The organism is Serratia fonticola (assembly GCF_001006005.1).
Classification (GTDB): Bacteria; Pseudomonadota; Gammaproteobacteria; order Enterobacterales; family Enterobacteriaceae; genus Chania; species Chania fonticola.
Genome location: NZ_CP011254.1, coordinates 4,424,724 through 4,447,716, shown reverse-complemented (window position 1 = coordinate 4,447,716; position 22,993 = coordinate 4,424,724). Strand labels below are relative to the sequence as shown.

The following is a 22,993-nucleotide window of genomic DNA, read 5'->3' as shown; positions in this document are numbered from 1 at the left end:
TCAGAACTTTTCGATAACCTTGAAATGCATCAACACCAGCGTCATATCCGGTGAGAACAGTTCATACTCTTCAAAGAAGCGTTTATGCTCTTTGCGCCAGTAATCCAGCGAGCGATCGCCTTCACCTTCCGCCAGGGCATGAGCCGCATCCACCTGCTCATAGGTGCTCATATCCACCTTCGTCAGCTCAATGGCGCACACCGGCTCATTCTTGCCGTCCACCACCACAAAGACATCGCCAGGCTGTGGAATACCTTCACCATCCAGATTGGAGCAGGTGGCGGTCTTGACGCCATCCAGCACCAGCTTCACCAACTCATCCGCCTGCTGTTCGGTATCACCAAACGCCCAACGTTCTACATTTTCATACTTTTCAGGAATGGCCATTGCTTTACCTTTATTGATTGAGTCACAGGTGCTCAGGCAATATTACACCGTATTCCCTCACGTCTGCATCCATCACGTTGCCGCTCCACCTCGCAGCCCCTGCTTTTTACCTGACTTTACGGTAAAGTTCTGTGCGTATCGCAGCGCAGCATTCATACTGTGGATCAACACGTCCTCAATGGCAGCCAATCTGCCAGGGCAATAAAATGAATCAGGCAGAGCAAGATCCCGATGACACCTTCAGTGATTTACTGAAAATCATCACAGTTATAGCCATCACCCTTATCGCTCTGGGTAGTTGGTACCTCTGCGTCTAAAGGAAAATAAGGAATCCCGACTTGCCAACCAAGCGTATGCGTACCAAACACTGGAAAATGTTTGTGATCCTGGTGCTGATCTGTCTGGCCCTGCTGTTATTGCGCTGGGCGGCTATCGTCTTCGGTTAACCCTGCGTTTTGTTAGTCGCCTCTCCCGCTCGGGCTGCAGGCGCTTTGGACACCGGCTCCAGCAGTTCACGCAGATAGGCGATGCGGGCCTCCCCCTGTGGTAGCCACCAACGGCACCAACGATTTTTCACTTCGGCATGTCGGCTAAGTTGATAATAAGCCGCTAATTGTTCGACCAGTTTCATGGTTTCGCCCCCCTCATTGATTTGACAAAACCAGTATTGAATATAAAAACCAGAAGAAACACTGATGGGATGATTTTTATACTTCCGGTTTTATTTTCTCTGTGACCTGGCGGGTAGCGCAGCCGGTTGGCAACTGCTACATTGAGCAAAAATCACCCAGCCGAGGTTAGCGATGAAGTTCTCGGAACAGGAGATCAAACCAGTATGGGATGAGGTTGCCCGATTGATTGGCGACAGCGTGATGCAGTTGCGTCATCGCGGAGAGGAATTATCGGTGGAGAGCCTTTCCAAGCAGTTGGCGCAGCATTTGGCGGAAAGCCACGATATTGAGCAGCGCATCCTGATCGGTGCGGCGATCAACATGCTGAAAGAGGGAAAGTGAATCGCCAACCGAAATGGTTGGCGATCCTGTAAGAGCCCAAGGTATGCAAGCCCGGCCTCTCTTAGTGCTATATTCTCACGTCAGCCTTGGCAGAGTAATCGGAATAGTCCAGATTGGCGACGAAGAATACGCGGGTACGGCCTACAGCGCCCCTACAACAGCGTGGCAGGCACGATATCGGCCCATAGGGCCCGCGCATCATTGCCCTGAGCCACCAGCCGTAGCGGGCCATTCCCTGGTAGCCACCAGCAACCCTGGCGTGCGGCCAGCAAGCTGCCGTCTGGCAACTGCCATTGCCCTCGCAGCACATATAGCACACCGGCATGTTGTAACGATAACCCGATGGTCTCAGCAATGCGTTGCACATGCGCCTGGTAGTGGCCACGCCGCGTCATGATGTTGAAATCCTGGCTGCTGCCGCCTAATAATCTGGCCTCTAGCGCCACATCCCCGGAGAAGGCAAAAGGCTCACCGATGCGCTGCAACTGGTGGTCGATCAGGCCTTCGCTGTACAAATGTACGCCATCGCCTTCCAGCAAAGTAATGGAACGATCAATGCCGTTGAAGACCGAGAAAGGCCCATCCTGCGCGATGGTGGCAATGCTGGCACGCCAGCCGAATTCGGCGTTGCCAGGCGGTTGGCAGGTAATTTCGCGCGTTTCTCCGCCGCCATTACGCCACGGGCTCACCGGCAGATCGGCAAAATCGAAACGGTTCAGTTTCATCACGCCTCCTGTTGGAAAGTTTTCAGCACCTGTAGGAACTCAGCGCTGCTTTGCTGTTGCAACGCGTGACGCCCCTGCTCAATCACCTGTCGGCCGGCAACAAATACGTCGCGGATCTGTTCTTTGCCCCCGGCAAACAACCAGCGGTTGAGGATAGAAGCATCAGGCGCAGATGCCAGATACGGGTCGTCACCATCCAGCACCAACCAGTCCGCACGATAGCCTACTGCCAGTTTGCCAATTGCCGTACCACAGGCCTGAGCACCGCCCCGTAATGCCTGTTGATAAAGCACGTCTGCTACAGCGGGTTGCTCTGGCGTGGTCAGGCGGTTACGGCGCTGATCGCGCAGCCGCTGCCCATACTCAAACCAGCGTAACTCTTCCACCACGTTTAGGGAAACGTGGCTGTCCGAACCGATCCCCCAGCGCCCCTGGTGATGCAGGTAACTGTCGCCAGGGAAAATGCCGTCACCCAGATTGGCCTCTGTGGTCGGGCATAATCCGGCTACCGCTTTACTCCGAGCCAGTTGTTCAAGCTCTTCACGATCCAGATGAGTGGCATGCACCAGACACCAGCGGCTATCTACCGGTAAATGTTCATACAGCCAGGCCACCGGGCGTTGACCGCTCCAGGCCAGGCAGTCGTTAACCTCTTTTTGCTGCTCGGCGATATGAATATGTACCGGCAAGGTCTGGTCGGAGGCCGCCAGGATCTGCTGCATCTGCCCCAGTTCAACCGCCCGCAGCGAATGGAAACATAACCCCTGATTCTGCAATGGTTGACCTGCCAGTTGGCGAGCTATCACCTGTTGCTGTTCGAGGTAATTCTCCGCACTCTGAATAAAGCGCCGTTGCCCCGCTTGCGCAGGTTGGGCACCAAACCCGGCGTAGCTGTAGAGCACCGGCAATAGGGTCATGCCAATGCCTGCCTGAAGCGCTGCCTCGCTGAGACGCCCGGTCATCTCGCCCCGGTCGGCGTAGGCTTTTCCTTCCGGTGTGTGATGCAGGTAATGGAACTCGGCAACCTGGGTATAGCCGCCCTTGAGCATTTCGATATACAGTTGACGGGCGATAACCCCAACCTGCTCCGGGGTTAAGCGCTGGACCAGGCGATACATCAGATCGCGCCAGGTCCAGAAGCTGTCTTGTGGGTTGCCCGCTACCTCTGCCAGCCCGGCCATCGCGCGCTGGAAGGCATGAGAGTGCAGGTTCGGCATGCCCGGCACCACGTCGCCGTGCAGGTGCAGGCAACCGTCTGAGTCAGCATTTGGTGTCACTTGGGCCAATTGGCCGTGAGCGTCGACTTCGAGCCGTACGTTATGGGCCCAACCGGTCGGAAGCAGTGCGCGAGAGGCAAAATAAGCAGGCATAGCAGTATTCCAAAGTAGGTGTAACGGCTAAGAACGCACGACTGTCACGCCGCGCAGGTAAAAAATTTGTAAACCAGTTTCATTCATCTGGTGAACGGACGCTTACTTGTATATACATATACATATCTTCAACATCAACAGTAAACTGGTGTTATTATTTTTTTATTTGACGAGGTTAACGTCGTGGTAGATCAACAGACCGTGTTGCAGCTGGCTGCAGCAATGAGCGAAACCCCCGCCCCGATCTATCAACGGGTCAAACAGGCCATCGTAAGCCAAATCCGTGCGGGCCACTGGCAGCCACACCAACGCGTTCCCTCGGAAAGTGAACTGGTCAGCGAGCTGGGCGTCAGCCGCATGACCATCAACCGGGCCTTGCGTGAATTGACCAGCGAGGGCTTTTTGATCCGCATGCAGGGTGTTGGCACCTTCGTGGCCGAGGCCAAGGCACATACCGCGCTGTTGGAAGTGCATAATATCGCCGATGAGATCGCCGCCCGTGGGCACCGCCACAGCAGCAAAATTTTGCAACTGACCGCCCGCCCGGCCAGCGCAGAGGAGGCGACGGCATTGGGGATCCCGCCGGGCCAGCAGTTGTTCTACTCGCAGATTGTGCATTATGAAAATGACGTGCCGGTGCAGGTGGAAGATCGCTGCGTCAACCCGCTGGCCGCCCCCGATTATATGAAGCAGGATTTCGATAGGGTCACGCCCTATATTTACCTGACCCAGTCCGCTCCGCTGACCGCAGGTGAACATATTGTAGAAGCCGTGGTGCCAACCAAGCATGAGCGCGAACTGCTGCAATTGGAAGACCACGAGCCAGGCCTGCTGATCCATCGTCGCACCTGGTCTGGCAAAATGGTGGTGACTTCCGCGCGCCTGCTCTATCCAGGCAGCCGCTATCAGCTGTTTGGCCGTTTTATCAATCAGGTTTAATTTCGACAGAGCGTGCTACCCAGTGGGCGCAGCGTAAAGCGCCCCTACGGTCGAATCCAATGACGTTCAACCCTGCCTTTTTCGCGTTTCGTCACATCTCGGTAACAAATTTTTATCCCCTCTCTTGTCGCAGCCCGGCGAATGCGCTAGGTTGTTTTTAATTGTATATACAACCATGTGGGAGCGGGAACACCATGACGTCTGAGATCCACTGCGACAGCCTATGGCACGGGGCCGATATCGTCACCATGCGTGACGGCAAGTATCACATCATCAGCAACGGCGCGATCGCCGTACGCGCAGGCAAGATTGTCTGGATGGGTGAACAGGCCGCCATGCCTGCCTTGGCCGCGACCAAAACGGTGAAACTTGACGGTGGCATCATCACTCCTGGCCTGGTGGATTGCCATACCCATCTGGTGTTTGGGGGCAACCGCAGCGGCGAGTTTGAGCAACGTTTGAACGGGGTGAGCTACGCAGAGATTGCCGCTCAGGGCGGTGGGATTATCTCCACGGTCAAGGCCACGCGCGATGCACAAGAAGAGTTGTTGCTGGAACAAGCACTGTTCCGCCTACGGCCATTGCTGGCCGAGGGTGTCACCTGCGTAGAAATCAAATCCGGCTACGGCTTAACGCTGGCAAGCGAGTTGAAAATGCTACGCGTGGCGCGTCGTCTGGCAGAAATATTACCTGTCGAAGTGAAAACCACCTGTCTGGCCGCTCATGCCCTGCCACCGGAATATGCCGGACGCAGCGACGACTATATCGACCTGGTGTGCAATACCATCATCCCTGAAGCCGCAGCGGCAGGCCTGGCAGATGCAGTAGATGCGTTTTGCGAACATCTGGCCTTCTCCCCTGAGCAGGTTGAGAGGGTTTTCGCGGCCGCTGAGCTTGCTGGCCTGCCGGTAAAACTTCACGCGGAGCAGCTTTCGTCGCTCGGCGGTAGCGCATTGGCGGCACGGCATCATGCTCTTTCCGCCGATCACCTGGAATATGCCACCGAACAAGATGCGATAGCGATGGCGGCAGCCGGAACCGTCGCGGTGCTGTTGCCGGGCGCCTACTACCTGTTACGCGAAACGCAGTGCCCACCGGTTGAGCTGTTCCGCAAACACGGCGTTGCAATGGCTATTGCCAGCGATGCCAACCCAGGCACCTCACCCGCGCTATCGCTGCGTCTGATGATTAATATGGCCTGCACCCTGTTCCGCCTGACGCCGGAAGAAGCGCTGGCAGGCGTAACGCTGCATGCCGCCAAGGCTCTGGGCCTGCAGGAAACCCACGGCTCACTGGAAGTGGGCAAAGTGGCCGATTTTGTTCACTGGCCGCTGGCACGCCCGGCAGAGCTGGCTTACTGGTTGGGCGGCCAACTGCCCTGCACAGTGATTTTCCGAGGAGAAGTCCGTAAATGATGATTCGCGATCCTTTCGAGTTCCAGAGCGGCCAACTGCCGCTGTTGATCAGTATTCCCCATGCCGGTACCCGCTTGACGCCAGCGGTTGAGAAAGGGCTAACCGATGAGGCCCGTCCCCTGCAGGATACCGACTGGCATATCCCACGGCTGTACGATTTTACCCGTGCCATGGGTGCCAGCGTCCTGGTGGGTAACTATTCGCGCCTGGTGATTGACCTCAACCGCCCAGCAGATGACAAACCGCTCTACACCACTGCCACCACCGGTCTGTTTCCGGATGTGTTGTTCGATGGCCGCCCCAGTTTTCTGCCGGACGCAGCCCCTTCGGACGAAGAAAGGGCCGGATACCTGCAAAACATCTGGCAACCCTACCATCAGCAACTACAAAATGAGCTGGCACGGCTAAAAGCCCAACACGGTTACGCCTTACTGTTTGACGCCCACTCGATCGCCTCCGTGATACCGCGCCTGTTCGACGGTAAGCTACCCGATCTCAACCTGGGCACCAACGGGGGTGAAAGCTGCCCAGCATCACTGAGTGACAGGCTGGTCACCTGTTGTCAGCAGCAGCAACAGTTCAGCCACGTGCTCAACGGACGCTTTAAAGGGGGCTACATTACCCGCGCCTATGGTCACCCGCAGGAACACCAGCACGCGGTACAGTTGGAGCTGGCGCAGGTGAACTATATGTCCGAGCAGACATTTGAATTTGATGCCGCCCGTGCCGCACCTTTACAACGCCTGTTGCAGCAGATGATAGAAAGCATGCTGGTCTGGGGCGAGCAACAACGCTAATCCGCCACAACTCCGGTGCCGCTATCGCGCCGGAGTCAACCTTGCCCTCACCGTTGTCCCCTCCTGTCTTTTCACGCCCTTCCATGACGATTTGCGCACTGCATCCCAATTTTGATGGAAAGGTTGCCCACTGGTCTGAACAGCGCACAAAACAGCGGCCCGTGACTTTTGCCTTGCGCCACAATTGGGCCTCTTTCATCCCATGCCCACCCGTTGCAGGCCAGAGATCAGGGATTGAAAGACCACCCTTGCCATACCCTCCATCCACTTCTTTATCGTGGCTGTGGTAGACACGCGTGTGTAGTCAGCCACGGTGATGTGTGGCGTTCGTTATCTCAGGAGGAAACTATGTCTGACACCCCGCTAAACTGGCGCGCCGCACAGGCAGCCGCCGCTCAACTGTTGGCAGGCTGGCAAACCGCAGGCCAACCCGGTGGGGCTATCACCCTGTTTGACAAAGATATTACCCAGGCGGTGGTGTGCGCTGGGCTGGCCGATCTGGCACGCCGAGAGCCTTTCACTGCCGATACCGTGGTGCGCTATGCCTCCATCACCAAACATATTTTTGCCGCGCTGGCGCTCAATGCCACCGATAACGCACTGCAGCTCAACGATCGCCTTGGCAGTCTACTGCCCGAATTGCAGGGACAATTGGCGGAGGTGACGGTAGGCCAGGCTTTGGACATGACCAGCGGGCTACCCGATATTCGGCAAACGTTGGGGCTGCTTGGCGTTTCGGTCAACACCGTCAGTGAGGCCCAGCCGGTGATGGAGTTTATCCATGGTTTAACCCGGCTCAACTACCCGGCAGGGAGTGAGATCACCTACACCAACACCGGCTACCGCCTGGTAGAGGCAGCGTTGAAGACTAAAGGATACGCCTTTGATGATCTGGTTCAGCAGCATCTGGCCCGCCCTCTGGATGTACAACTACAAGCCCCCGAAAGCTGGTTTGATGTGGTGCCTGGGCTCGCTCCCGGCTATTGGCATACGGCCAACGGTTGGCAGCAGACCAGCGCCGGTTTGCATCTCTCCGCCTCTGGCAGCCTGACAGGGAGCGCCAACGGCCTCACCCGCTGGTTGCAATGCCTGCTGGCCAATCGCGGTCCTGGCAAAGGGGTTCTGACCCAGCTAAGTGCCCCGCGTCACCTCAACCACGGCCAAATCAGCCATTACGGACTAGGGCTGGCACAAACGCCGCTTGGCAGCCAGACATTGCTGGGCCATGGCGGTTCTCATGCCGGTTATAAGACCTATTTTCTGCTAGCGCCAGACCGGCAAGCGGGTGCCCTGCTGGTCGCCAATCGTGAAGATTGTGACAGCTTTGCCATCATTTTACAGGTGATGGCGGCGCTGCTGAATGAACCCCTGCCCCAACGCAGCACGGCGATCCCGGATGGCATCTACGCCACCCGGGCGGAACCCTATTGGTTGGAAGCTAAAGGAGGCAACGTGGCTTATCTGGGCACCAACGAACCGCTGTATCAAAGTGAAGACGGTTATGCGGTATCGCTCTCTGCCCATCAGCCAATGCGCCTTAAGTGGACGGGTGAGGCCGTAGAAGGTGAAGTTGGCCACGTTGCACGCCGCTTTTTGCCGGTGGCTAGCGAACCGCTTTGTCTCAAGCAGGTTCAAGGGCACTGGTATCATCCACAATACCGCACCGCGTTCGAAATTTGCGGCAACCAGATCCACATTGGGGTCGGCCCGGCGGTACAAACCGGCACCCTGAGTTCGCTGGGGGATGGGAGGATATTGGTTGAAAGCAACGATGGGCCCAACCTGAATTGTTTTTGTCTGTATTTCCGCGGTTATCAGGTCGATCTGATCGCCAGCCGCAGCCGGGTACTCACGTTCAAAAAGAACATCAGCGCACGCGCGTAAAGGTTCGCCGTGCACTTAGGGGCGCCGCATGCTGCGCCCGCCTAACAGCGTGACTATCATTCACACAAATTATTAAAAAATAGATCGTGGCCATCAGACAAAACATTGTTCACGCTCAAAACTACTCATGATATCCGAGGAAATGCCGTAGATTTTTCTTGCGGCAAAATAAGCCATCCAGTAATTTTAGTGGGCCACAAAAATGAGTAAACCTGCTCTTTTTCGTTGCACCTCAAAACACATCTTATGTCATCGATAAATGATACTACTCAATTTCCCGCCGTCCCGTGCGGGAATTCTTTTACTACTTTTCACTACTATAACGCAGCTTTTTAGTCTTTTTTGTTGCTGTTTTGTTGCGAATAATTTACCTTTAGGCTTTGAAAAGCTCAACCACTCAACGTGGCGAAAGCGCTATTTCTGGGCGTTTAGGAGTTATATCCATGCACATGACGTTGATGGAGTACATCCAGCTGCACTTCAATGGTGATATTTATCGCTATGCGCAATTTGAAGGTGTCAGCCGTGAGCAAATCCTCAAGTGGATCGACAATGAGTGCTACGTTATCAAGGGCAAATTGGTTATGCCGGTTAAACATTCACCCGCAGAAAGTTACCTGAGATGATGATAAAAAAACCCCGCCAGTGCGGGGTTTCCTGTTTCTGATACCACGAAAAATCAGAAGTTATAACCGGCAACCAGGTAGTAACCCCAGCCGGTAGACTTGATTGGACCCTGCGGCGTACCGATGTCCACCCCATCATTCCATTGACCACCGTTATGGAAGTAACGTGCCACGAAGGAGTAATGCCAGTGATCGTAGTTCAGCGCCAAAATGTGGCTGGAGGCGATAGAGTTGCTGGTACGTGCCTGACGGCCATCCACCACGAAGTTGTCGCTGCCCAGATCGGAATCAAAGTCAAAGTTGGTGAAACCGATATAGCTCAGGTTGCCGCCCCACATTTCGGTCAACGGCACGAAGTATTTCACCTTGAAGCGATAGCCGTCCCAGCTGTTCTCGTTGGATGCCTCATAGTTCTGCCATTGGTATTTGGCATAAATGTTCATCGACAGGCTCATCGGCAGACCGGTTTCGATATCGGTGCCCAGACCCATGTACCAGGTGCTTTGACGGGAGGCACTGTTACGCCCCATGTCGTAAATATAGTTGTTGGCAAAATACCACTCTTTGAACGGCCCAAAGCCCAGGTTGGTGCCGGTCAGTTTGTCGATGGAGAAGCGCGGTTCGATCTCCATAAACAGCGGTGAGCCTTTGTCCCAGATACCACGGTTTGGCGTATTACCGGTGCCGAAGAACTTTGGCACGTCCACGTAGCCATAGAAATCCAGCCAGTCTTTCTTGGCAAAGGCTTCATACTCCAGATACACGTCATTGTTCAGCTGCGGCCCGAAGCGGGTATGGTAGCTGCCTACTACGTTGACACTCTGATGCCACCAGTCTGAAAGATACTGGCTGTCTTTGCTTTCTGCCGCCATGGAAGCGGGGCTGAAAGACGCGGAGAGAAGCACACCTGCTGCGAGAGCTATTTTCTTCATTTTATTACCACATGCTGAGTGGGCCAATTCCCTGCCCGTTGGAATGATATGTGTCTGGCGACGCCTGCTGTAAACAAACGGTTACCTATTGCCGGTTGCCGTGCGCATTATAGAAAGCTCTCGCTGTAATAATCTGTGATCCAGTTAGGCATTTTACCATCGCGTAATCGATTGCGTTCTCATTTTATAAAATAAATTGCAGTGCAAAACATTTTTGATGTGATTTTCATCATGTCGATAAATTTTCAAGCGACGACTTTTGGTGTCTTTGTGTTCAACACCAAATTTTAACCTGGGGTTAAAAAGCGCGTAAAAAAGCCGACGCTTATGTCGGCTTAGTGGCAGGCGGGCGCAGTATATGGCCCCTTATTTCGCGAACCGGTTGGTTTTATCAGCGAGCTCCGGGTACGGCCTTGGCAATGTTCTCTTGCCGGAATACCACCTCATCACCGATGGCAATTTCCCATTGGCTGACCGGGATATCGACTTTCGGCGAGGCCACGACGACCGAGCCGTGGATCAGCTTATCGTCACGGCGCAGGATCATCACATCCAACTGGTATTCATGCGGCAGGTTAGCGGTGGTCAGGCGAACGATATCGCCGGTGCTGAAACTGTGGCCATTAAGCGCTGGCTGCTGAATAAATTGAATATCTTTTCTCATTTTCCCGTTCCTTCTGGCAGAACACTTACCTTGAGATTAGCTCGAAATTCATTATTCTGCCGCCTGTGCTGGTAAAAAATAAGCCTCAGTCGGCGCGGGTGGCCCGCCAGCAAATCAGCGATCCTAGCGTTACCATTATCACCCCCTGCCAGAAGTTAAGGGTCAGCGCGGTGCTGAGTACCACGGCGGCAAACACCGATGACAACACCGGGGTAAAGTAAGATACGGTCGCCAGCAGCGTCATATTGCCATGCAGGATCCCAACGTTCCAAGCGGCATAGCCAGCCCCCATCGCCGTCCCCACGCACAGCAACGCCACCACAACCGGCAGGCTAAAGTGCATACCGCTTTCATTGCTGAAAGGATAAATTAACCACAGCGCCAGCGCGGTGAGCGAGATAAACAGCACCACCGCGTTTTTGCCCTGGGCGATCCTCTTGGTCACGTTGCAATAGATGGCCCAAATCACCGCACCACTGAATGCCAGCCCGTAACTCAACGGATTGCTGCGCACGTTGGCCAGCATTTGCGCTGGTGACCAACCGCCGCTGCCGCTCATGATCCAGCCAATCCCGAACAGGGAAAGCAACAAACCAGGCACCACCCACCATTTGGCCTTTTGCCCATTGAACAGGATGGCCATCAACACGGTAAAACAGGGCCAAAGATAGTTGATCATCCCCAGCTCAATGGCCTGCGTACGGTTGCTGGCATAGCCCAGCGACAGCGAAAGGCAAATCTCATACAGCACAAACAGCAGGCTGCCGAGGATCAGATAGGAGCGGCGGAACTCGCGCAGTTTGGGAATGCCCATCACCACCAACAGAAACAGCGTGCCCACGCTATAGATCATCGCCGCCCCGCCTACCGGCCCAAGCCCTTCACTGACGCTGCGGATCAGACCAACCACGCTACTCCATAACACAATGGCCAGCAGGCCGAGCAAGGTAGCTTTATGGGAAGCGGACAACGGAGGCATTAGCGTAGGATCCAATTATTTATTTTTATACGATTTTTTACTCTACTGCCCTACCGGGGAAAAAGAAAGGGCGCTGCGCTGCGCCCATACCTTTACTGCTGAGGTTGTCGCTCCAACTGCGGCGGCGGCTGGCGGAAACGACGGGTGAGATAGGCCAGATAGCCAAACCCCAGCGCCGCCCACAGCAGCCCCAAGGTCAGGGAGCTTTTTTCCAGGTTCAACCACAAGATCCCTACCGTCAACGCCCCCACCAGCGGCAAAATCAGGTAATGGAAGCGGTCTTTCCAGTTCTTGTTGCGCCCTTGACGAATATAGAAGTGACTGATCACCGAGAGGTTGACGAAGGTAAAGGCCACCAGAGCACCGAAGTTGATCAGGGCGGTCGCCGTCACTAAATCGAAGGAGAGTGCCGATAATGCCACCAAGCCAACCAGCAGCACGTTAAGCGCTGGCGTACGCCATTTAGGATGCACGTAACCAAAGAATTTTTCCGGGAACACATTGTCGCGCCCCATCACATACAGCAGCCTGGACACGCTGGCATGGGAAGCCAGGCCAGAAGCCAGGGTGTTGATAAAGGTGATGCACAAGAAGATGGACTGGAACAGCTTGCCGCCCACATACAGCGCAATTTCCGGCAGTGCTGCATCAGGCTGTTTGAAACGCTCCAGCGTCGGGAAGAACAGCTGAATAAAGAACGATACGGTGATGAAGATCACCCCACCATAGAGTGCGGTAAGGAAGATAGCGCGCGGGATCACACGGGCCGCATCAGGCGTTTCTTCACACAGCGTGGTAACGGCGTCAAAACCCAGAAACGAAAAGCACAGGATGGTGGCGCCGGTAATGATCGGCAATAGATGGGCGTTTTCACTGATAAAGGGTTGCAGACTCCACACCTGCCCAACCCCTTCACCATTGTGCAACCCTCGTACCACCAGGAAGATAAACACCACGATAATCGCCACCTGCGCCACCACAAACAGGGTGTTGAAGTTTGCCACCAGGCTGACGCTTTTCAGGTTGATGGCGGTGATCAAGATCACAAACCCGACCACCCAGATCCACGGTGGGACCTCTGGGAACAAGGCCGTAAGATAGATTTTGGCCAATAGCGTATTAATCATCGGCAAAAACAGGTAATCCAGCAGCGATGACCAACCAACGAGGAAACCCACGTGCGGGTTGATAGCCTTTTGCGCGTAGGTATAAGCCGAGCCCGAGGTCGGGAACTGGCGCACCAGCTTGCCATAGCTGATGGCGGTAAACAGCACCCCGGCCAATGCCAACAGGTAGGACGCCGGAACGTGCCCGTCCGTCACTCCAGAAACGATACCGAAGGTGTCAAACACCGTCATTGGCGTCAGATAGGCCAGGCCCATCATCACCACTTGCCACAGTTTCAATGTCTTGCGCAGTTGCGGTTTGCCCGCGCCATTATCGTCGATGGCACTTATCGTCATTGGGTTATTCCTCACCGGCGTCCTGTACGCCAAGTTGGAAGAAGTCATCACCGTCGCGCACGGCTTCGCCAGGCCACAGGTAGCCCGCGGGAATGCGCCGGCGCGCGGTAGGATCGGGCTGAGGACGTCAGGCGTTTTTCAGCATCCACTCGATTTCGGTTTCGGTGATCAGCCGCTCAAACTGCTCCAGCTCATCGGTCTTACAGGCCAGATAGACGTGGCTGAAACGTTCGCCCAGCAGCGCATTGAGCACCGGCTGGTGTTCGAACTCATACAGCGCATCGCTCTGGCGGATCGGGAACGGCAGCCCCTCTTGCTCCAGCCCGTTGCCGGTGACTGGCTCAAGCAGCGGTAACTGAGTGTCGAGGCCGTAGACAATCCCGGCCAGAATGGTTGCCATCACCAGATAAGGGTTGGCATCGGCCCCCGCCACGCGATACTCCACGCGGTGGCTGTCGCGATCGCCACAGGGAATACGTAGCGCTACGGTGCGGTTGTTATGGCCCCAGGATGCCTGGGTAGGAACGTACATCCCCGCCTGGAAGCGGCGATAGGCGTTGACGTTGGGTGCCAGCAGCGCCATAGAGGCAGGCATCAAGGCGATCATGCCAGCCAGCGCCTGCTTCAACAGCGTGGAGTCTTCACCATCCGCATCGGCAAAGACGTTGTTACCCTGCTTGTCCAGCATGCTGATATGCACATGCATACCGCTGCCCGCATGTTCCTCGTAAGGCTTGGCCATAAAGGTTGCATGCATATGGTGCTTCTCTGCCACCATGCGTACCAGCCGCTTTAACGCCAGGGCATGGTCACAGGCCTGCAACACATCATTGGTGTGATGCAGGTTAACCTCAAACTGACCCGGTGACGCTTCCGCTACCGCCCCATCGGCCGGGAGCCCTTGCAGGCGGGCCAGTTCGTCGATTTCGCTCAGCACGTCGGCAAAGTGGTTGAGGTTGTCCACCGAATAGACCTGGCTCTGGGTGTTACGCTCCTGGGTACCGGGGGCGCAAGGGGGTTGCAAATAACCTTCCGGATCGCGCTGGCGATCGATGAGATAGAACTCCAACTCTACCGCTACTACGGGGAATAACCCGCGCTGACGCAAACGCTGCCACACTCGGTTCAGCACATTGCGCGGTTCAACGTCAAAGGGAGTACCATCTTCATCCAGCATGGTGAGCAGTACCTGGCCCAGATATTGCGGATCGGCCGCCGATGGCGTCAGGGTTCCGGCTACCGGCACGCAAATATGGTCCGGTTCACCCAATTCCTGCCCCAAACCCGCCTCTTCCACCACGTTGCCAAGAATATCCATCGCGAACACCGAGGCTGGGAAGTAACAGCCCTTCTCCAGTTTACCCAGCCCGCTCACCGGGATGCGCTTGCCACGGAAGCTGCCGTTGAGATCGGTCAGCAGCACGTCGATATGCTGGGTTAACGGATAACGTTCCAGATACTTCTTCACTTCGCGCTGGAACGTGCTACTTCGCCTTTCTTCATTGTGTTGCACAAAGTTTTCGACTTCTACGATGTTGGTTTGCATGTTTCACCCGCCGTTGTGTTTGGTCTGTGGTTCTCACACTTACTGACTTCGATGTTTTGACCATCTTGCTCAATATAATGTCCACCAATGAAACATAGATGCAACAAAAATGTTTTGCAAGTGTTAATTTTGGTTTGAATATTGGCCATTCGACTGCTAGATTTAGTAAATATTGAACAAAAAAGGCGATTAAACGGCTTATCGGTCATAATTTCGAACAACCTGTAGGGGATAGCATGGGCAATATATTTAACAGACCAATCGTCGGCGTCGTGATGTGCAGGTATAGGTTAAACCAGCACCTCACCCAGACCTTGCAAGAAAAGTACCTGAATGCGGTGTTAGCTGCCGGAGGATTACCGATCGCCCTGCCACACGCGCTCGCCGAGCCGGAAATGCTGGCAGAGTTGCTGCCCCATCTCGACGGCATCCTGCTGCCGGGCAGCCCCAGTAATGTGCAGCCGCACCTTTATGGTGAAAACGGCGATGAGCCTGACGCCGATCCTGGGCGCGATGAATTGAGCCTGGCGCTGATCGGCCTGGCCCTGAGCAGGCGCATCCCCCTTTTCGCCATTTGCCGCGGTATGCAAGAGCTGGTGGTCGCGACTCAAGGCACGCTACACCGTCGTTTATATGAACAACCGGAGCTGCTCGAGCACCGTGAAGATCACGATCTGCCGCTGGAACAGCAATATGCTCCTGCTCATGAAGTTACCGTGCAAGACGGAGGATTGCTGGCGCAGCTGCTGCCGGATTGCCACCGATTCTGGGTGAATTCACTGCACGGCCAAGGAGCCAAAACCCTCGGCCCCAGCGTACGTGTAGAAGCTTATGCCGCCGACGGCCTGGTGGAAGCCCTCAGCATTCGCGATCAGCCCTTTGCCTTAGGGGTGCAGTGGCATCCTGAATGGAACAGCGATGAATACGCCCTGTCCCGCCTGCTATTTGAGGGATTTATTAACGCCTGCCAGCACTACCAAAAGGAAAAACGCCTATGAGCGACGTCAGCTTGGCACCGGGGAAACGCTTATCGCAGATCCGCCAGCAGTTAGGGCTATCACAGCGCCGGGTAGCCGAACTGTCTGGCTTGACGCACAGCGCCATCAGCACCATTGAACAGGACAAGGTCAGCCCGGCCATCAGTACGCTGCAAAAGCTGCTGACAGTGTATGGGCTGTCGCTATCGGCTTTTTTTACCGAACCGGAACAGCCGCATGAGCCGCAGATTGTGATCGACCATGACCATCTGATCGAAATCGGCAGTCAGGGTGTTTCGATGAAGCTGATCCACAACGGTGATCCCAACCGCACACTGGCAATGATGATCGAAACCTACGATCCGGGCACCACCACTGGTGAACGGCTCAAACATCAGGGGGAAGAGATTGGCACCCTGCTGGAAGGCGAAGTGATGCTGCAGGTCAACGGGCAAAGCTATCACCTACAGGCAGGCCAGAGCTACGCCATCAACACCGCGATCCCCCATAGTTTCAGCAACACCTCGGCGCGCATTTGCCGAATTATCAGTGCACATACGCCGACGACATTCTGATTAACGGAGCAAGGTATGGACTTCCACCACCTGGAATATTGGCAACAACGGGCACAGGCCCTGAAGATTGAGAACCGGCTGTTTATCAATGGCCGCTACCTCCCGGCGGCAGAAGGGGAAACCTTTAGCGTTCAGGATCCTGCCGGGGTTCGTGAACTGGTGCAGATGGCCCGTGGCAGCCACATCGATATCGATTTGGCCGTCAAGGCGGCGCGCGAGGTGTTTGAACGCGGCGACTGGTCGCAAGCCTCCCCCGCCAAACGCAAAGCGACGTTGTTCAAACTCGCCAGCTTGATGGAAGAGCACAGCGAGCAGTTAGCGCTGTTGGAAACGCTGGATACCGGCAAGCCCATCCGCCACAGCCTGCGCGATGATATTCCAGGGGCGATCCGCTGTATCCGCTGGTACGCCGAAGCTATCGACAAGGTGTATGGCGAAATTGCCCCAACCGGCCATGATGCGCTCGCTCTGATCCAGCGAGAACCCATCGGCGTGGTGGGTGCCATCGTGCCGTGGAACTTTCCGCTGCTGTTAGCCTGCTGGAAGTTAGGCCCGGCGCTGGCGGCCGGTAACAGCGTGGTGCTTAAACCCTCGGAAAAATCACCGCTTACGGCGATTTATCTTGGCGCTTTGGCACAGCAGGCAGGATTACCGGATGGCGTCCTGAACATTATTCCTGGTTTCGGCCACGATGCGGGCAAGGCGTTGGCACTGCATAACGATGTTGATGCTCTCGCCTTTACCGGCTCTACCCAGGTAGCCAAGCAGTTGATGAAGTACGCCGGTGAATCCAACATGAAACGCGTGTGGCTGGAGGCCGGTGGCAAGAGCGCCAACATTATCTTCGCCGACTGCCCGGACCTGGATAAGGCGGCGCAGGGAGCGGCGGCCGGGATCTTCTATAACCAGGGCCAGGTGTGCATTGCCGGTACGCGCCTGCTGGTAGAGGAAAGTATTCAGCAGGCCTTTCTACAAGCGTTGCAGCGACATGCAGCAGCCTTCGCACCGGGCAACCCGCTCGATCCGCAAACGCTCATGGGTACGCTGATCGACCAACAACACTGTGAAAAAGTCACCAGCTATATCGAACAGGGTTTGAGCCAGGGAGCCTCACTGTTCCTTGATGGACGTGCCCATTCGCAAGGCAATCATCACGGCTATCTCGGCCCCACCATTCTCACGCAGGTGGACAATGCAATGAACGTTGCGCGGGACGAGATTTTTGGCCCGGTCTTGGCCGTCACGACTTTCAACGGTGAGCAACAAGCACTCGCATTGGCCAACGACAGCGAATACGGGTTGGGTGCGGCAGTCTGGACCCGCGATCTGTCACGGGCACACCGCATGGCCCGTCAGTTGAAAGCGGGCACCGTGTTCGTCAACAACTACAACGACGGCGATATGACCGTACCGTTCGGCGGCTACAAACAAAGCGGTAACGGCCGCGATAAGTCGCTGCATGCGCTGGATAAATTTACCGAACTGAAAACCACCTGGATTTCACTGGAATAAGGAATTGATGATGACTGAACACGTAAAAAGCTACTACGCGGCAACGGCCAATGACCATCAGCCTTATCCGCAGTTGAATGAATCGATCGACTGTGACGTCTGTATCGTGGGGGGCGGCTATACCGGCCTGTCATCGGCGCTGTTCCTGGTTGAAGCCGGTTATAACGTGGTGCTGCTGGAGTCTGCCCGCATCGGCTTTGGTGCCAGTGGCCGCAACGGTGGCCAACTGGTCAACTCCTACAGCCGTGACATCGACGTGATCGAAAGCCGTTACGGTGCAGAAAGCGCCAAGGTGCTTGGTAGCATGATGTTTGAAGGCGCAGAGATTATCCGCAGCCGTATCAAACGCTATGCCATTGACTGTGACTATCGCCCCGGCGGGATCTTCGCCGCGCTGAACAATAAGCAGTACCACGCGCTGATCGATCAAAAGCAACACTGGGAGCGTTACGGCAATACGCAACTTGAACTGCTGGATGCCGACCGTATCCGCCAGGAGGTCAGCAGCGATCGCTATGTTGGCGCGTTACTCGATCACAGCGGCGGCCATATTCATCCACTCAACCTGGCATTGGGCGAGGCCGAGGCCATTCGCCTGCAAGGAGGACGGATATTCGAACAGTCCGCAGTCACCAATATCCGTCACGGAGAGCCAGCGGTGGTCAGCACCGCCAACGGCCAAGTCACCGCTCGTTACGTGATCGTAGCCGGGAATGCCTACCTGGGCGATAAACTGGAACCAAGGCTGGCCAAACGCAGTATGCCGTGCGGGACTCAAGTGGTCACCACCGAACCCTTGGCTCCAGAAGTGGCAGCCTCACTGATCCCACAAAACTATTGCGTCGAAGATTGCAATTACCTGCTGGATTATTACCGTTTAACCGGCGATAACCGGCTGCTGTATGGCGGTGGCGTGGTATATGGCGCACGCGATCCCGATGATATCGATAACCTGATCCGCCCTAAACTGCTGAAAACTTTCCCGCAGTTGAAAGGCGTACGCATTGATTACCGCTGGACCGGCAATTTCTTGCTGACGCTGTCGCGCATGCCGCAGTTTGGCCGGTTGGAAAACAACGTCTACTACATGCAAGGCTACAGCGGGCACGGCGTGACCTGCACCCATCTGGCGGGCAAGCTGATAGCAGAACTGATGCGTGGCGATGCAGAACGTTTTGACGCCTTTGCTAAACTGCCGCACCTGCCGTTCTTTGGCGGCCGTAACCTGCAAATCCCCTTCACCGCCATCGGTGCTGCCTACTACACCCTACGCGATCGAATTGGGGTTTAATTCAACGCTGCCTCCGCACAAATCTGCTACTTAAATTGATACATTTTTCTAACTAGGCTGATTCTTACAGGTCGGACTAGTTAGAACCTTTGTTTAGCAAAATTATCAGTAAGTTAGCGATCTTAATTTTTATTAAATACCGTTTAATATTTTACAGACCATTTACTTAATATTAATAACTGCCGTTATGAAATAGAGCGGATTTTAAACTGGAATTTGTTGATTCCACTATATTTTATATTGTTTCTTTGTTGCTCTACCGCCAAAAAAACAATATTATGAGACTTAGGATTAACGTTAATTAAGTTAATTGCACTGTCTGACATGGAGTGAATCAACATGACAAAGCCCCAATATCTCATCGAAGGAGATGTCCTTTTCTGCCCGAATAGCGTCGGTTTTTATCATCAGGAAGTTCAGGAAGAAATCGTCACCATTTCCTCATCTGCAGCTCGACTTTTCTCCTTTCTTATTAAAAATAAAGGAGAAATTGTTGAGAGAGAAGTGCTTCTGCAAAAAGTGTGGGATGATTACGGCCTACAGGCCAGCAATAATAATCTCAACCAATGCCTGAGTACGCTACGGCGGATTATCAAGAGCATGGGTATTGATAAAAACATCATAGAAACCATACCAAAAGTAGGGTTAAGAATTGCCAGTGATGTCGCCATTGAAGAGATCGCGATTAATCAGGGTGAACCTGAATTACCTCGTAAAGAGAAAAAGAATTTTCTGAGCAAAGTTAAAATCACTTACGTTTTAATTGCGCTGGTGATTATATTAACGGTGACTACCGTAGTACATATATTTCACATCTATCAGCACTACTACCAATCAGATGCGAACGTTACCGCTATGAGGTGGAGCAATGTGCTCTGCGAGTCAACTGCAGAGTCGTCAGTAGGTCATATACCTAAGCTTTCCTCTTTTGCTAACACAGGCAGTCACCTATTAAAAAGGGAGCTGGTTAGCTCCCTGAAACTGTAAACATTCTCGCCAAGTAGCGGCGCAGCATGCTGCGCCCGCTGATTCAACCGACAGGTTCTAGCTCACATCGCTACGCCGATAAAGCGCAACACCTACGGCCAACACGCCAAGCATGCCAGCACAGCTACGGTTTACCCAGCGCATCACGTTCGCCGAGAATTTACGCATCGCATGGCGGCCGCCGTAGGCATAAATCGTCATCATCACGCAGTCGATCATCGCGCTGACCAATGCCAGGATCAGGTATTGCATGGCGATCGGCTTTTCTGGCTGAATAAACTGCGGCAGAAAGGCCGAGAAAAACAGCAGACCCTTAGGGTTGGACAAACCGACCATCAGGGAACGCAGGAATGCCGTTTTCCCGGTCGCCGCGGCGGCGCTAGCGCTTACCGCTAAAGCCTTTACCGGCGCTCGCCACAGCACCCAGGCCAGGTAGACCAGATATAACGCACCACCCCACTTCACCACGGCAAACAGTTGCTCAGAGGCCTGCAACAACGCCCCTAGCCCGCAACCGACGGCGCCGATCAGCAACAAATCGGCCAATACCGCCCCCAGGAAACCGTAACTGGCAATACGCATACCGTGGATTGCACCATTGTTTAGCGCCAACAGCATGGAAGGGCCAGGCGTCACCATCACCGCACTGACGGCAATCACGTAAAGCAAAAGCGTAGTTAACTCCATCAACAACTCCGGATAAATGTAAAACTCTCTGCGCCGCTGCATCGCAATACGACAACATCGCTATGGGTGGGGAATATAGGGGATCTGCCTAATGTGATTCAAGTCACATTCCGTTTGGGGAGGGGTGATGGAGCAAGAAATCACCCGCAAAGGTATCAATTCAACAAAAAATAACCAGCATGCCGACTTATTGCTCACAAATAGCGAACAAATTCACAAAACGTATGAATAAAGCCAAATACATACAAATTAATTAACTATAATGTTGCAATAATGCAGCAATTTATTGATGAACTCTCGTCTCAAAAAACATATAGTAATAGCAGATTAATCATCAACGATTTCCCTGGTGTTGTTGTGTTTGCCCCTCATTTTTTGCGGGGCTTTTTTCTGCCCCCTAGCCCCTACACCCCACTTGTTACTCCCTTTTAGCGCGCAACTAGCCACGTCTCTACCAGTGGTTTACCAATCTATGTGGAGCTATCACCGAGCGATAAAGGTACACTGAACTCCTCCTACCTCTACCCGGTGAAAAAGATGTCTTTCTTTGATGCTTTTAAGCTGTTCGGTGACGCCCCCGTTGATGTCACCTGCCCTGAATGCGCAAAAAGTTCGCCGCAAAATCGCAGTAAGGTGAAAAAAAACGTCACGCTGATCTGCCCCCACTGTGGACATTATTTCCGTAAACGCGAAGATTGAGAGTGCCAGGAACGAACTGCGTCGGCTGGGATACCGTGGGAATGGCTGTGAAAAAAACCGCTATCAATATCAATGGGCTCGATAGCGGCAAAGACCACAAAGGACTTCGGAACGTTGTTTGAATGGATATGACAAACACGGTGATTATACCCATGATCATTGAATGGGTAATGCCTGCCTTCTTCATTTAGGAATTTACCCCGGAATTTCATTCCAGGCAGCCCCCATGACTATCGACTCCCCGCCTCTGATGCTCAAACAGGTTGGAAGCTAAGCACTGTTTGTTTGAATTGCTGGTAGGTTTCGTCGTCATATGGAGCGGGGATGTCAGCATTTTTGATAGCTTTTATCGCAGCTTCACACAGCGGAGGATAGCCGTTGCCCTGCAAGTCATATACCTTCCCGTCTTTAGACATCTTGATGTTGATGTCACAGGTTTTACCGCGATAGTCATCCTCGATAAAAAGCTTTCTTTGAATGGCTGCCCGAACTTCACGAGCGTACATGAGCGGTTTATCAACGAGCGGTGCCACTTCCGTTGGCCTTAGCTCGATGGGTTTGGTATTGGAGCTTTTGTGGGGGCTACAGGCCGAGGCAAACAACAAGCTGAGTAGACAAACTGAGGCAAGTTTTTTCATGTCTAAATTCCTTTTTAATGTTTGCATTGAATGTAGCAAAAAGGATCTTTCGCGATAACAACCGAAGTTGATTTCTGTGCTGGCTGCATTGCAATGAATATTGGTAGACACAAGGGATTTAAAGACAGCTGATAAACCTTCACCGGCCTCACACGTAGGGGCGCTGCATGCTGCGCCCGTTTTTTATCAATAGGTTAACTAGAGTTTCGAACAGTTTGTGCCGTTAAAAAACCAGCGATATAGTCATTTTGTCGCCAATCAAAAGGGATTTAAAATCCCTTGTTTTCTGAGCTGCCTGTACGGCAGTGAACAAGGCCGATGCTGAAAACAGAACGTTACGCGATTTCTAAGCTGCCTGTACGGCAGTGAACCGCGAGCGTTATCCCTTTACGCTGAGCTATCTTTTCTAAGCTGCCTGTACGGCAGTGAACTTACGTTGCTCAAGCGTGACGGCATCGGGAAGTTTCTAAGCTGCCTGTACCTTCTTCTTGATGCAACTGGCTCTACGCCTCTTTCTAAGCTGCCTGTACGGCAGTGAACTGCCTCATCATTCCATCCAGTGGGCCTTATATTTTCTAAGCTGCCTGTACGGCAGTGAACCCTCATAGAAGTCCGATTCGTCACGCAATACCTTTCTAAGCTGCCTGTACGGCAGTGAACCGGTCGCAGCGGCATATATTCGTTTACTACTGTTTCTAAGCTGCCTGTACGGCAGTGAACGGGGCATTACCGAAACGGTTGCACGAGCGCACTTTCTAAGCTGCCTGTACGGCAGTGAACTCTCCCCCTGTGTGTGCTGCCCCGCTGGCTTTTTTCTAAGCTGCCTGTACGGCAGTGAACAGTTATAATCTATGTCCCCAGGTAGCTCTTTATTTCTAAGCTGCCTG

The 22,993-nt window shown here is 54.0% G+C and carries 24 protein-coding genes and 1 CRISPR repeat array (1 of these 25 running past the window's edge); of the genes, 13 read left to right on the top strand and 11 right to left on the bottom strand.

From position 1 onward, the window contains the following. Nucleotides 1-387 carry an ASCH domain-containing protein gene (locus tag WN53_RS19685; protein ID WP_021804633.1) on the bottom strand — a complete coding sequence of 129 codons (387 nt, stop codon included), beginning with the start codon at nt 385-387 and terminating at the stop codon, nt 1-3. A gap of 338 nt (nt 388-725) precedes the next feature. Here WN53_RS19685 and yniD point away from each other — a divergent pair, with 338 nt between their 5' ends. After that, nucleotides 726-833: a small membrane protein YniD gene (gene yniD / locus WN53_RS28985; RefSeq protein WP_223499378.1), complete on the top strand. Its 108-nt coding sequence runs from the start codon at nt 726-728 to the stop codon at nt 831-833. On the opposite strand, the gene WN53_RS19680 is transcribed toward yniD, so the two are convergent. Then, nucleotides 830-1,018 (bottom strand): hypothetical protein, encoded by a 189-nt coding sequence (locus WN53_RS19680; RefSeq protein ID WP_024486130.1) that lies wholly within the window; start codon nt 1,016-1,018, stop codon nt 830-832. The genes yniD and WN53_RS19680 overlap by 4 nt on opposite strands. Before the next feature lie 172 nt (nt 1,019-1,190). Between WN53_RS19680 and WN53_RS19675 the strand changes: the two genes are divergently transcribed. Beyond that, nucleotides 1,191-1,400: a DUF2767 family protein gene (locus WN53_RS19675; protein WP_024486131.1), complete on the top strand. Its 210-nt coding sequence runs from the start codon at nt 1,191-1,193 to the stop codon at nt 1,398-1,400. A gap of 152 nt (nt 1,401-1,552) precedes the next feature. Here WN53_RS19675 and WN53_RS19670 read toward each other — a convergent pair whose 3' ends face one another. Beyond that, the gene (locus WN53_RS19670; protein ID WP_046808191.1) at nt 1,553-2,125 is read right to left on the bottom strand and encodes a HutD/Ves family protein; all 573 of its coding nucleotides are present in this window, start codon (nt 2,123-2,125) and stop codon (nt 1,553-1,555) included. Beyond that, entirely contained in the window at nt 2,125-3,495 is a 1,371-nt protein-coding gene (locus WN53_RS19665; RefSeq protein WP_024487089.1) for a formimidoylglutamate deiminase, read from the bottom strand. The genes WN53_RS19670 and WN53_RS19665 overlap by 1 nt, the downstream gene beginning before the upstream one ends. Before the next feature lie 183 nt (nt 3,496-3,678). Here WN53_RS19665 and hutC point away from each other — a divergent pair, with 183 nt between their 5' ends. The 5 genes from hutC to WN53_RS19640 all read left to right on the top strand — a co-directional run bounded on the left by hutC (nt 3,679) and on the right by WN53_RS19640 (nt 9,156). Next, complete coding sequence (hutC, locus tag WN53_RS19660) at nt 3,679-4,434, top strand: histidine utilization transcriptional repressor HutC (protein WP_046808190.1); 756 nt, start codon at nt 3,679-3,681, stop codon at nt 4,432-4,434. Nucleotides 4,435-4,628: 194 nt separating this feature from the next. Continuing rightward, nucleotides 4,629-5,849 (top strand): imidazolonepropionase, encoded by a 1,221-nt coding sequence (gene hutI, locus WN53_RS19655; RefSeq protein WP_024487017.1) that lies wholly within the window; start codon nt 4,629-4,631, stop codon nt 5,847-5,849. Beyond that, entirely contained in the window at nt 5,846-6,646 is an 801-nt protein-coding gene (gene hutG / locus WN53_RS19650; RefSeq protein WP_024487016.1) for an N-formylglutamate deformylase, read from the top strand. Before hutI ends, hutG begins: the two co-directional genes overlap by 4 nt. Nucleotides 6,647-6,994: 348 nt before the next feature. After that, the gene (locus WN53_RS19645) at nt 6,995-8,530 is read left to right on the top strand and encodes a serine hydrolase domain-containing protein (protein WP_046808189.1); all 1,536 of its coding nucleotides are present in this window, start codon (nt 6,995-6,997) and stop codon (nt 8,528-8,530) included. A gap of 443 nt (nt 8,531-8,973) precedes the next feature. After that, on the top strand, nt 8,974-9,156 hold the full coding sequence (locus WN53_RS19640) for a hypothetical protein (RefSeq protein WP_024486742.1): 183 nt from the start codon (nt 8,974-8,976) through the stop codon (nt 9,154-9,156). Between the two features lie 53 nt (nt 9,157-9,209). Here the strand turns inward: WN53_RS19640 and WN53_RS19635 are convergent, their stop codons facing one another. From WN53_RS19635 to WN53_RS19615, 5 genes are all read right to left on the bottom strand, one after another. Beyond that, the gene (locus WN53_RS19635) at nt 9,210-10,088 is read right to left on the bottom strand and encodes a nucleoside-specific channel-forming protein Tsx (protein WP_024486743.1); all 879 of its coding nucleotides are present in this window, start codon (nt 10,086-10,088) and stop codon (nt 9,210-9,212) included. 391 nt (nt 10,089-10,479) lie between these two features. Then, a complete protein-coding gene (locus WN53_RS19630) occupies nt 10,480-10,752 on the bottom strand; it encodes a hypothetical protein (protein ID WP_024486744.1) in 273 nt (90 codons plus the stop codon). 85 nt (nt 10,753-10,837) lie between these two features. Continuing rightward, on the bottom strand, nt 10,838-11,731 hold the full coding sequence (yddG, locus tag WN53_RS19625) for an aromatic amino acid DMT transporter YddG (RefSeq protein WP_024486745.1): 894 nt from the start codon (nt 11,729-11,731) through the stop codon (nt 10,838-10,840). A gap of 92 nt (nt 11,732-11,823) precedes the next feature. Further along, the gene (locus tag WN53_RS19620) at nt 11,824-13,194 is read right to left on the bottom strand and encodes an APC family permease (RefSeq protein WP_024486746.1); all 1,371 of its coding nucleotides are present in this window, start codon (nt 13,192-13,194) and stop codon (nt 11,824-11,826) included. A gap of 127 nt (nt 13,195-13,321) precedes the next feature. Further along, the gene (locus tag WN53_RS19615) at nt 13,322-14,740 is read right to left on the bottom strand and encodes a glutamine synthetase family protein (RefSeq protein WP_046808188.1); all 1,419 of its coding nucleotides are present in this window, start codon (nt 14,738-14,740) and stop codon (nt 13,322-13,324) included. Between the two features lie 236 nt (nt 14,741-14,976). Here WN53_RS19615 and puuD point away from each other — a divergent pair, with 236 nt between their 5' ends. From puuD to WN53_RS26905, 5 genes are all read left to right on the top strand, one after another. Then, nucleotides 14,977-15,738, top strand: a complete 762-nt coding sequence (puuD, locus tag WN53_RS19610) for a gamma-glutamyl-gamma-aminobutyrate hydrolase (RefSeq protein ID WP_024486944.1) — start codon at nt 14,977-14,979, stop codon at nt 15,736-15,738. Beyond that, nucleotides 15,735-16,292, top strand: coding sequence for an HTH-type transcriptional regulator PuuR (gene puuR / locus WN53_RS19605; protein WP_024486945.1), 558 nt, complete (start codon nt 15,735-15,737; stop codon nt 16,290-16,292). The genes puuD and puuR overlap by 4 nt, the downstream gene beginning before the upstream one ends. Before the next feature lie 15 nt (nt 16,293-16,307). Next, a complete protein-coding gene (gene puuC / locus WN53_RS19600; protein ID WP_046808187.1) occupies nt 16,308-17,804 on the top strand; it encodes an aldehyde dehydrogenase PuuC in 1,497 nt (498 codons plus the stop codon). Between the two features lie 10 nt (nt 17,805-17,814). Further along, complete coding sequence (locus WN53_RS19595; protein ID WP_046808186.1) at nt 17,815-19,095, top strand: NAD(P)/FAD-dependent oxidoreductase; 1,281 nt, start codon at nt 17,815-17,817, stop codon at nt 19,093-19,095. A gap of 339 nt (nt 19,096-19,434) precedes the next feature. Continuing rightward, a complete protein-coding gene (locus WN53_RS26905; protein WP_052754324.1) occupies nt 19,435-20,082 on the top strand; it encodes a winged helix-turn-helix domain-containing protein in 648 nt (215 codons plus the stop codon). Nucleotides 20,083-20,139: 57 nt separating this feature from the next. Here WN53_RS26905 and WN53_RS19585 read toward each other — a convergent pair whose 3' ends face one another. After that, nucleotides 20,140-20,769, bottom strand: coding sequence for a LysE family translocator (locus WN53_RS19585; RefSeq protein ID WP_024487014.1), 630 nt, complete (start codon nt 20,767-20,769; stop codon nt 20,140-20,142). A gap of 537 nt (nt 20,770-21,306) precedes the next feature. Here WN53_RS19585 and WN53_RS28795 point away from each other — a divergent pair. After that, entirely contained in the window at nt 21,307-21,468 is a 162-nt protein-coding gene (locus WN53_RS28795; RefSeq protein WP_021178250.1) for a YnfU family zinc-binding protein, read from the top strand. A gap of 254 nt (nt 21,469-21,722) precedes the next feature. Here WN53_RS28795 and tolA read toward each other — a convergent pair whose 3' ends face one another. After that, nucleotides 21,723-22,106 carry a cell envelope integrity protein TolA gene (gene tolA, locus WN53_RS19580; RefSeq protein ID WP_024487015.1) on the bottom strand — a complete coding sequence of 128 codons (384 nt, stop codon included), beginning with the start codon at nt 22,104-22,106 and terminating at the stop codon, nt 21,723-21,725. Between the two features lie 511 nt (nt 22,107-22,617). Then, nucleotides 22,618-22,993: direct repeats of the CRISPR family, unit length 28 nt; unit sequence TTTCTAAGCTGCCTGTACGGCAGTGAAC; it runs 193 nt beyond the window's last position.

Coding starts and splice junctions, on each gene's coding strand:
- WN53_RS19685 (WP_021804633.1), bottom strand. CDS start 387: ATGGCCATTCCTGAAAAGTATGAAAATGTAGAACGTTGGGCGTTTGGT.
- WN53_RS19680 (WP_024486130.1), bottom strand. CDS start 1,018: ATGAAACTGGTCGAACAATTAGCGGCTTATTATCAACTTAGCCGACAT.
- WN53_RS19665 (WP_024487089.1), bottom strand. CDS start 3,495: ATGCCTGCTTATTTTGCCTCTCGCGCACTGCTTCCGACCGGTTGGGCC.
- tolA (WP_024487015.1), bottom strand. CDS start 22,106: ATGAAAAAACTTGCCTCAGTTTGTCTACTCAGCTTGTTGTTTGCCTCG.
- WN53_RS19615 (WP_046808188.1), bottom strand. CDS start 14,740: ATGCAAACCAACATCGTAGAAGTCGAAAACTTTGTGCAACACAATGAA.
- WN53_RS19630 (WP_024486744.1), bottom strand. CDS start 10,752: ATGAGAAAAGATATTCAATTTATTCAGCAGCCAGCGCTTAATGGCCAC.
- WN53_RS28795 (WP_021178250.1), top strand. CDS start 21,307: ATGTCTTTCTTTGATGCTTTTAAGCTGTTCGGTGACGCCCCCGTTGAT.
- WN53_RS19640 (WP_024486742.1), top strand. CDS start 8,974: ATGCACATGACGTTGATGGAGTACATCCAGCTGCACTTCAATGGTGAT.
- WN53_RS19585 (WP_024487014.1), bottom strand. CDS start 20,769: ATGGAGTTAACTACGCTTTTGCTTTACGTGATTGCCGTCAGTGCGGTG.
- WN53_RS19620 (WP_024486746.1), bottom strand. CDS start 13,194: ATGACGATAAGTGCCATCGACGATAATGGCGCGGGCAAACCGCAACTG.
- hutG (WP_024487016.1), top strand. CDS start 5,846: ATGATGATTCGCGATCCTTTCGAGTTCCAGAGCGGCCAACTGCCGCTG.
- WN53_RS19635 (WP_024486743.1), bottom strand. CDS start 10,088: ATGAAGAAAATAGCTCTCGCAGCAGGTGTGCTTCTCTCCGCGTCTTTC.
- puuR (WP_024486945.1), top strand. CDS start 15,735: ATGAGCGACGTCAGCTTGGCACCGGGGAAACGCTTATCGCAGATCCGC.
- puuC (WP_046808187.1), top strand. CDS start 16,308: ATGGACTTCCACCACCTGGAATATTGGCAACAACGGGCACAGGCCCTG.
- WN53_RS26905 (WP_052754324.1), top strand. CDS start 19,435: ATGACAAAGCCCCAATATCTCATCGAAGGAGATGTCCTTTTCTGCCCG.
- WN53_RS19670 (WP_046808191.1), bottom strand. CDS start 2,125: ATGAAACTGAACCGTTTCGATTTTGCCGATCTGCCGGTGAGCCCGTGG.
- yddG (WP_024486745.1), bottom strand. CDS start 11,731: ATGCCTCCGTTGTCCGCTTCCCATAAAGCTACCTTGCTCGGCCTGCTG.
- hutI (WP_024487017.1), top strand. CDS start 4,629: ATGACGTCTGAGATCCACTGCGACAGCCTATGGCACGGGGCCGATATC.
- puuD (WP_024486944.1), top strand. CDS start 14,977: ATGGGCAATATATTTAACAGACCAATCGTCGGCGTCGTGATGTGCAGG.
- WN53_RS19595 (WP_046808186.1), top strand. CDS start 17,815: ATGACTGAACACGTAAAAAGCTACTACGCGGCAACGGCCAATGACCAT.
- WN53_RS19675 (WP_024486131.1), top strand. CDS start 1,191: ATGAAGTTCTCGGAACAGGAGATCAAACCAGTATGGGATGAGGTTGCC.
- WN53_RS19645 (WP_046808189.1), top strand. CDS start 6,995: ATGTCTGACACCCCGCTAAACTGGCGCGCCGCACAGGCAGCCGCCGCT.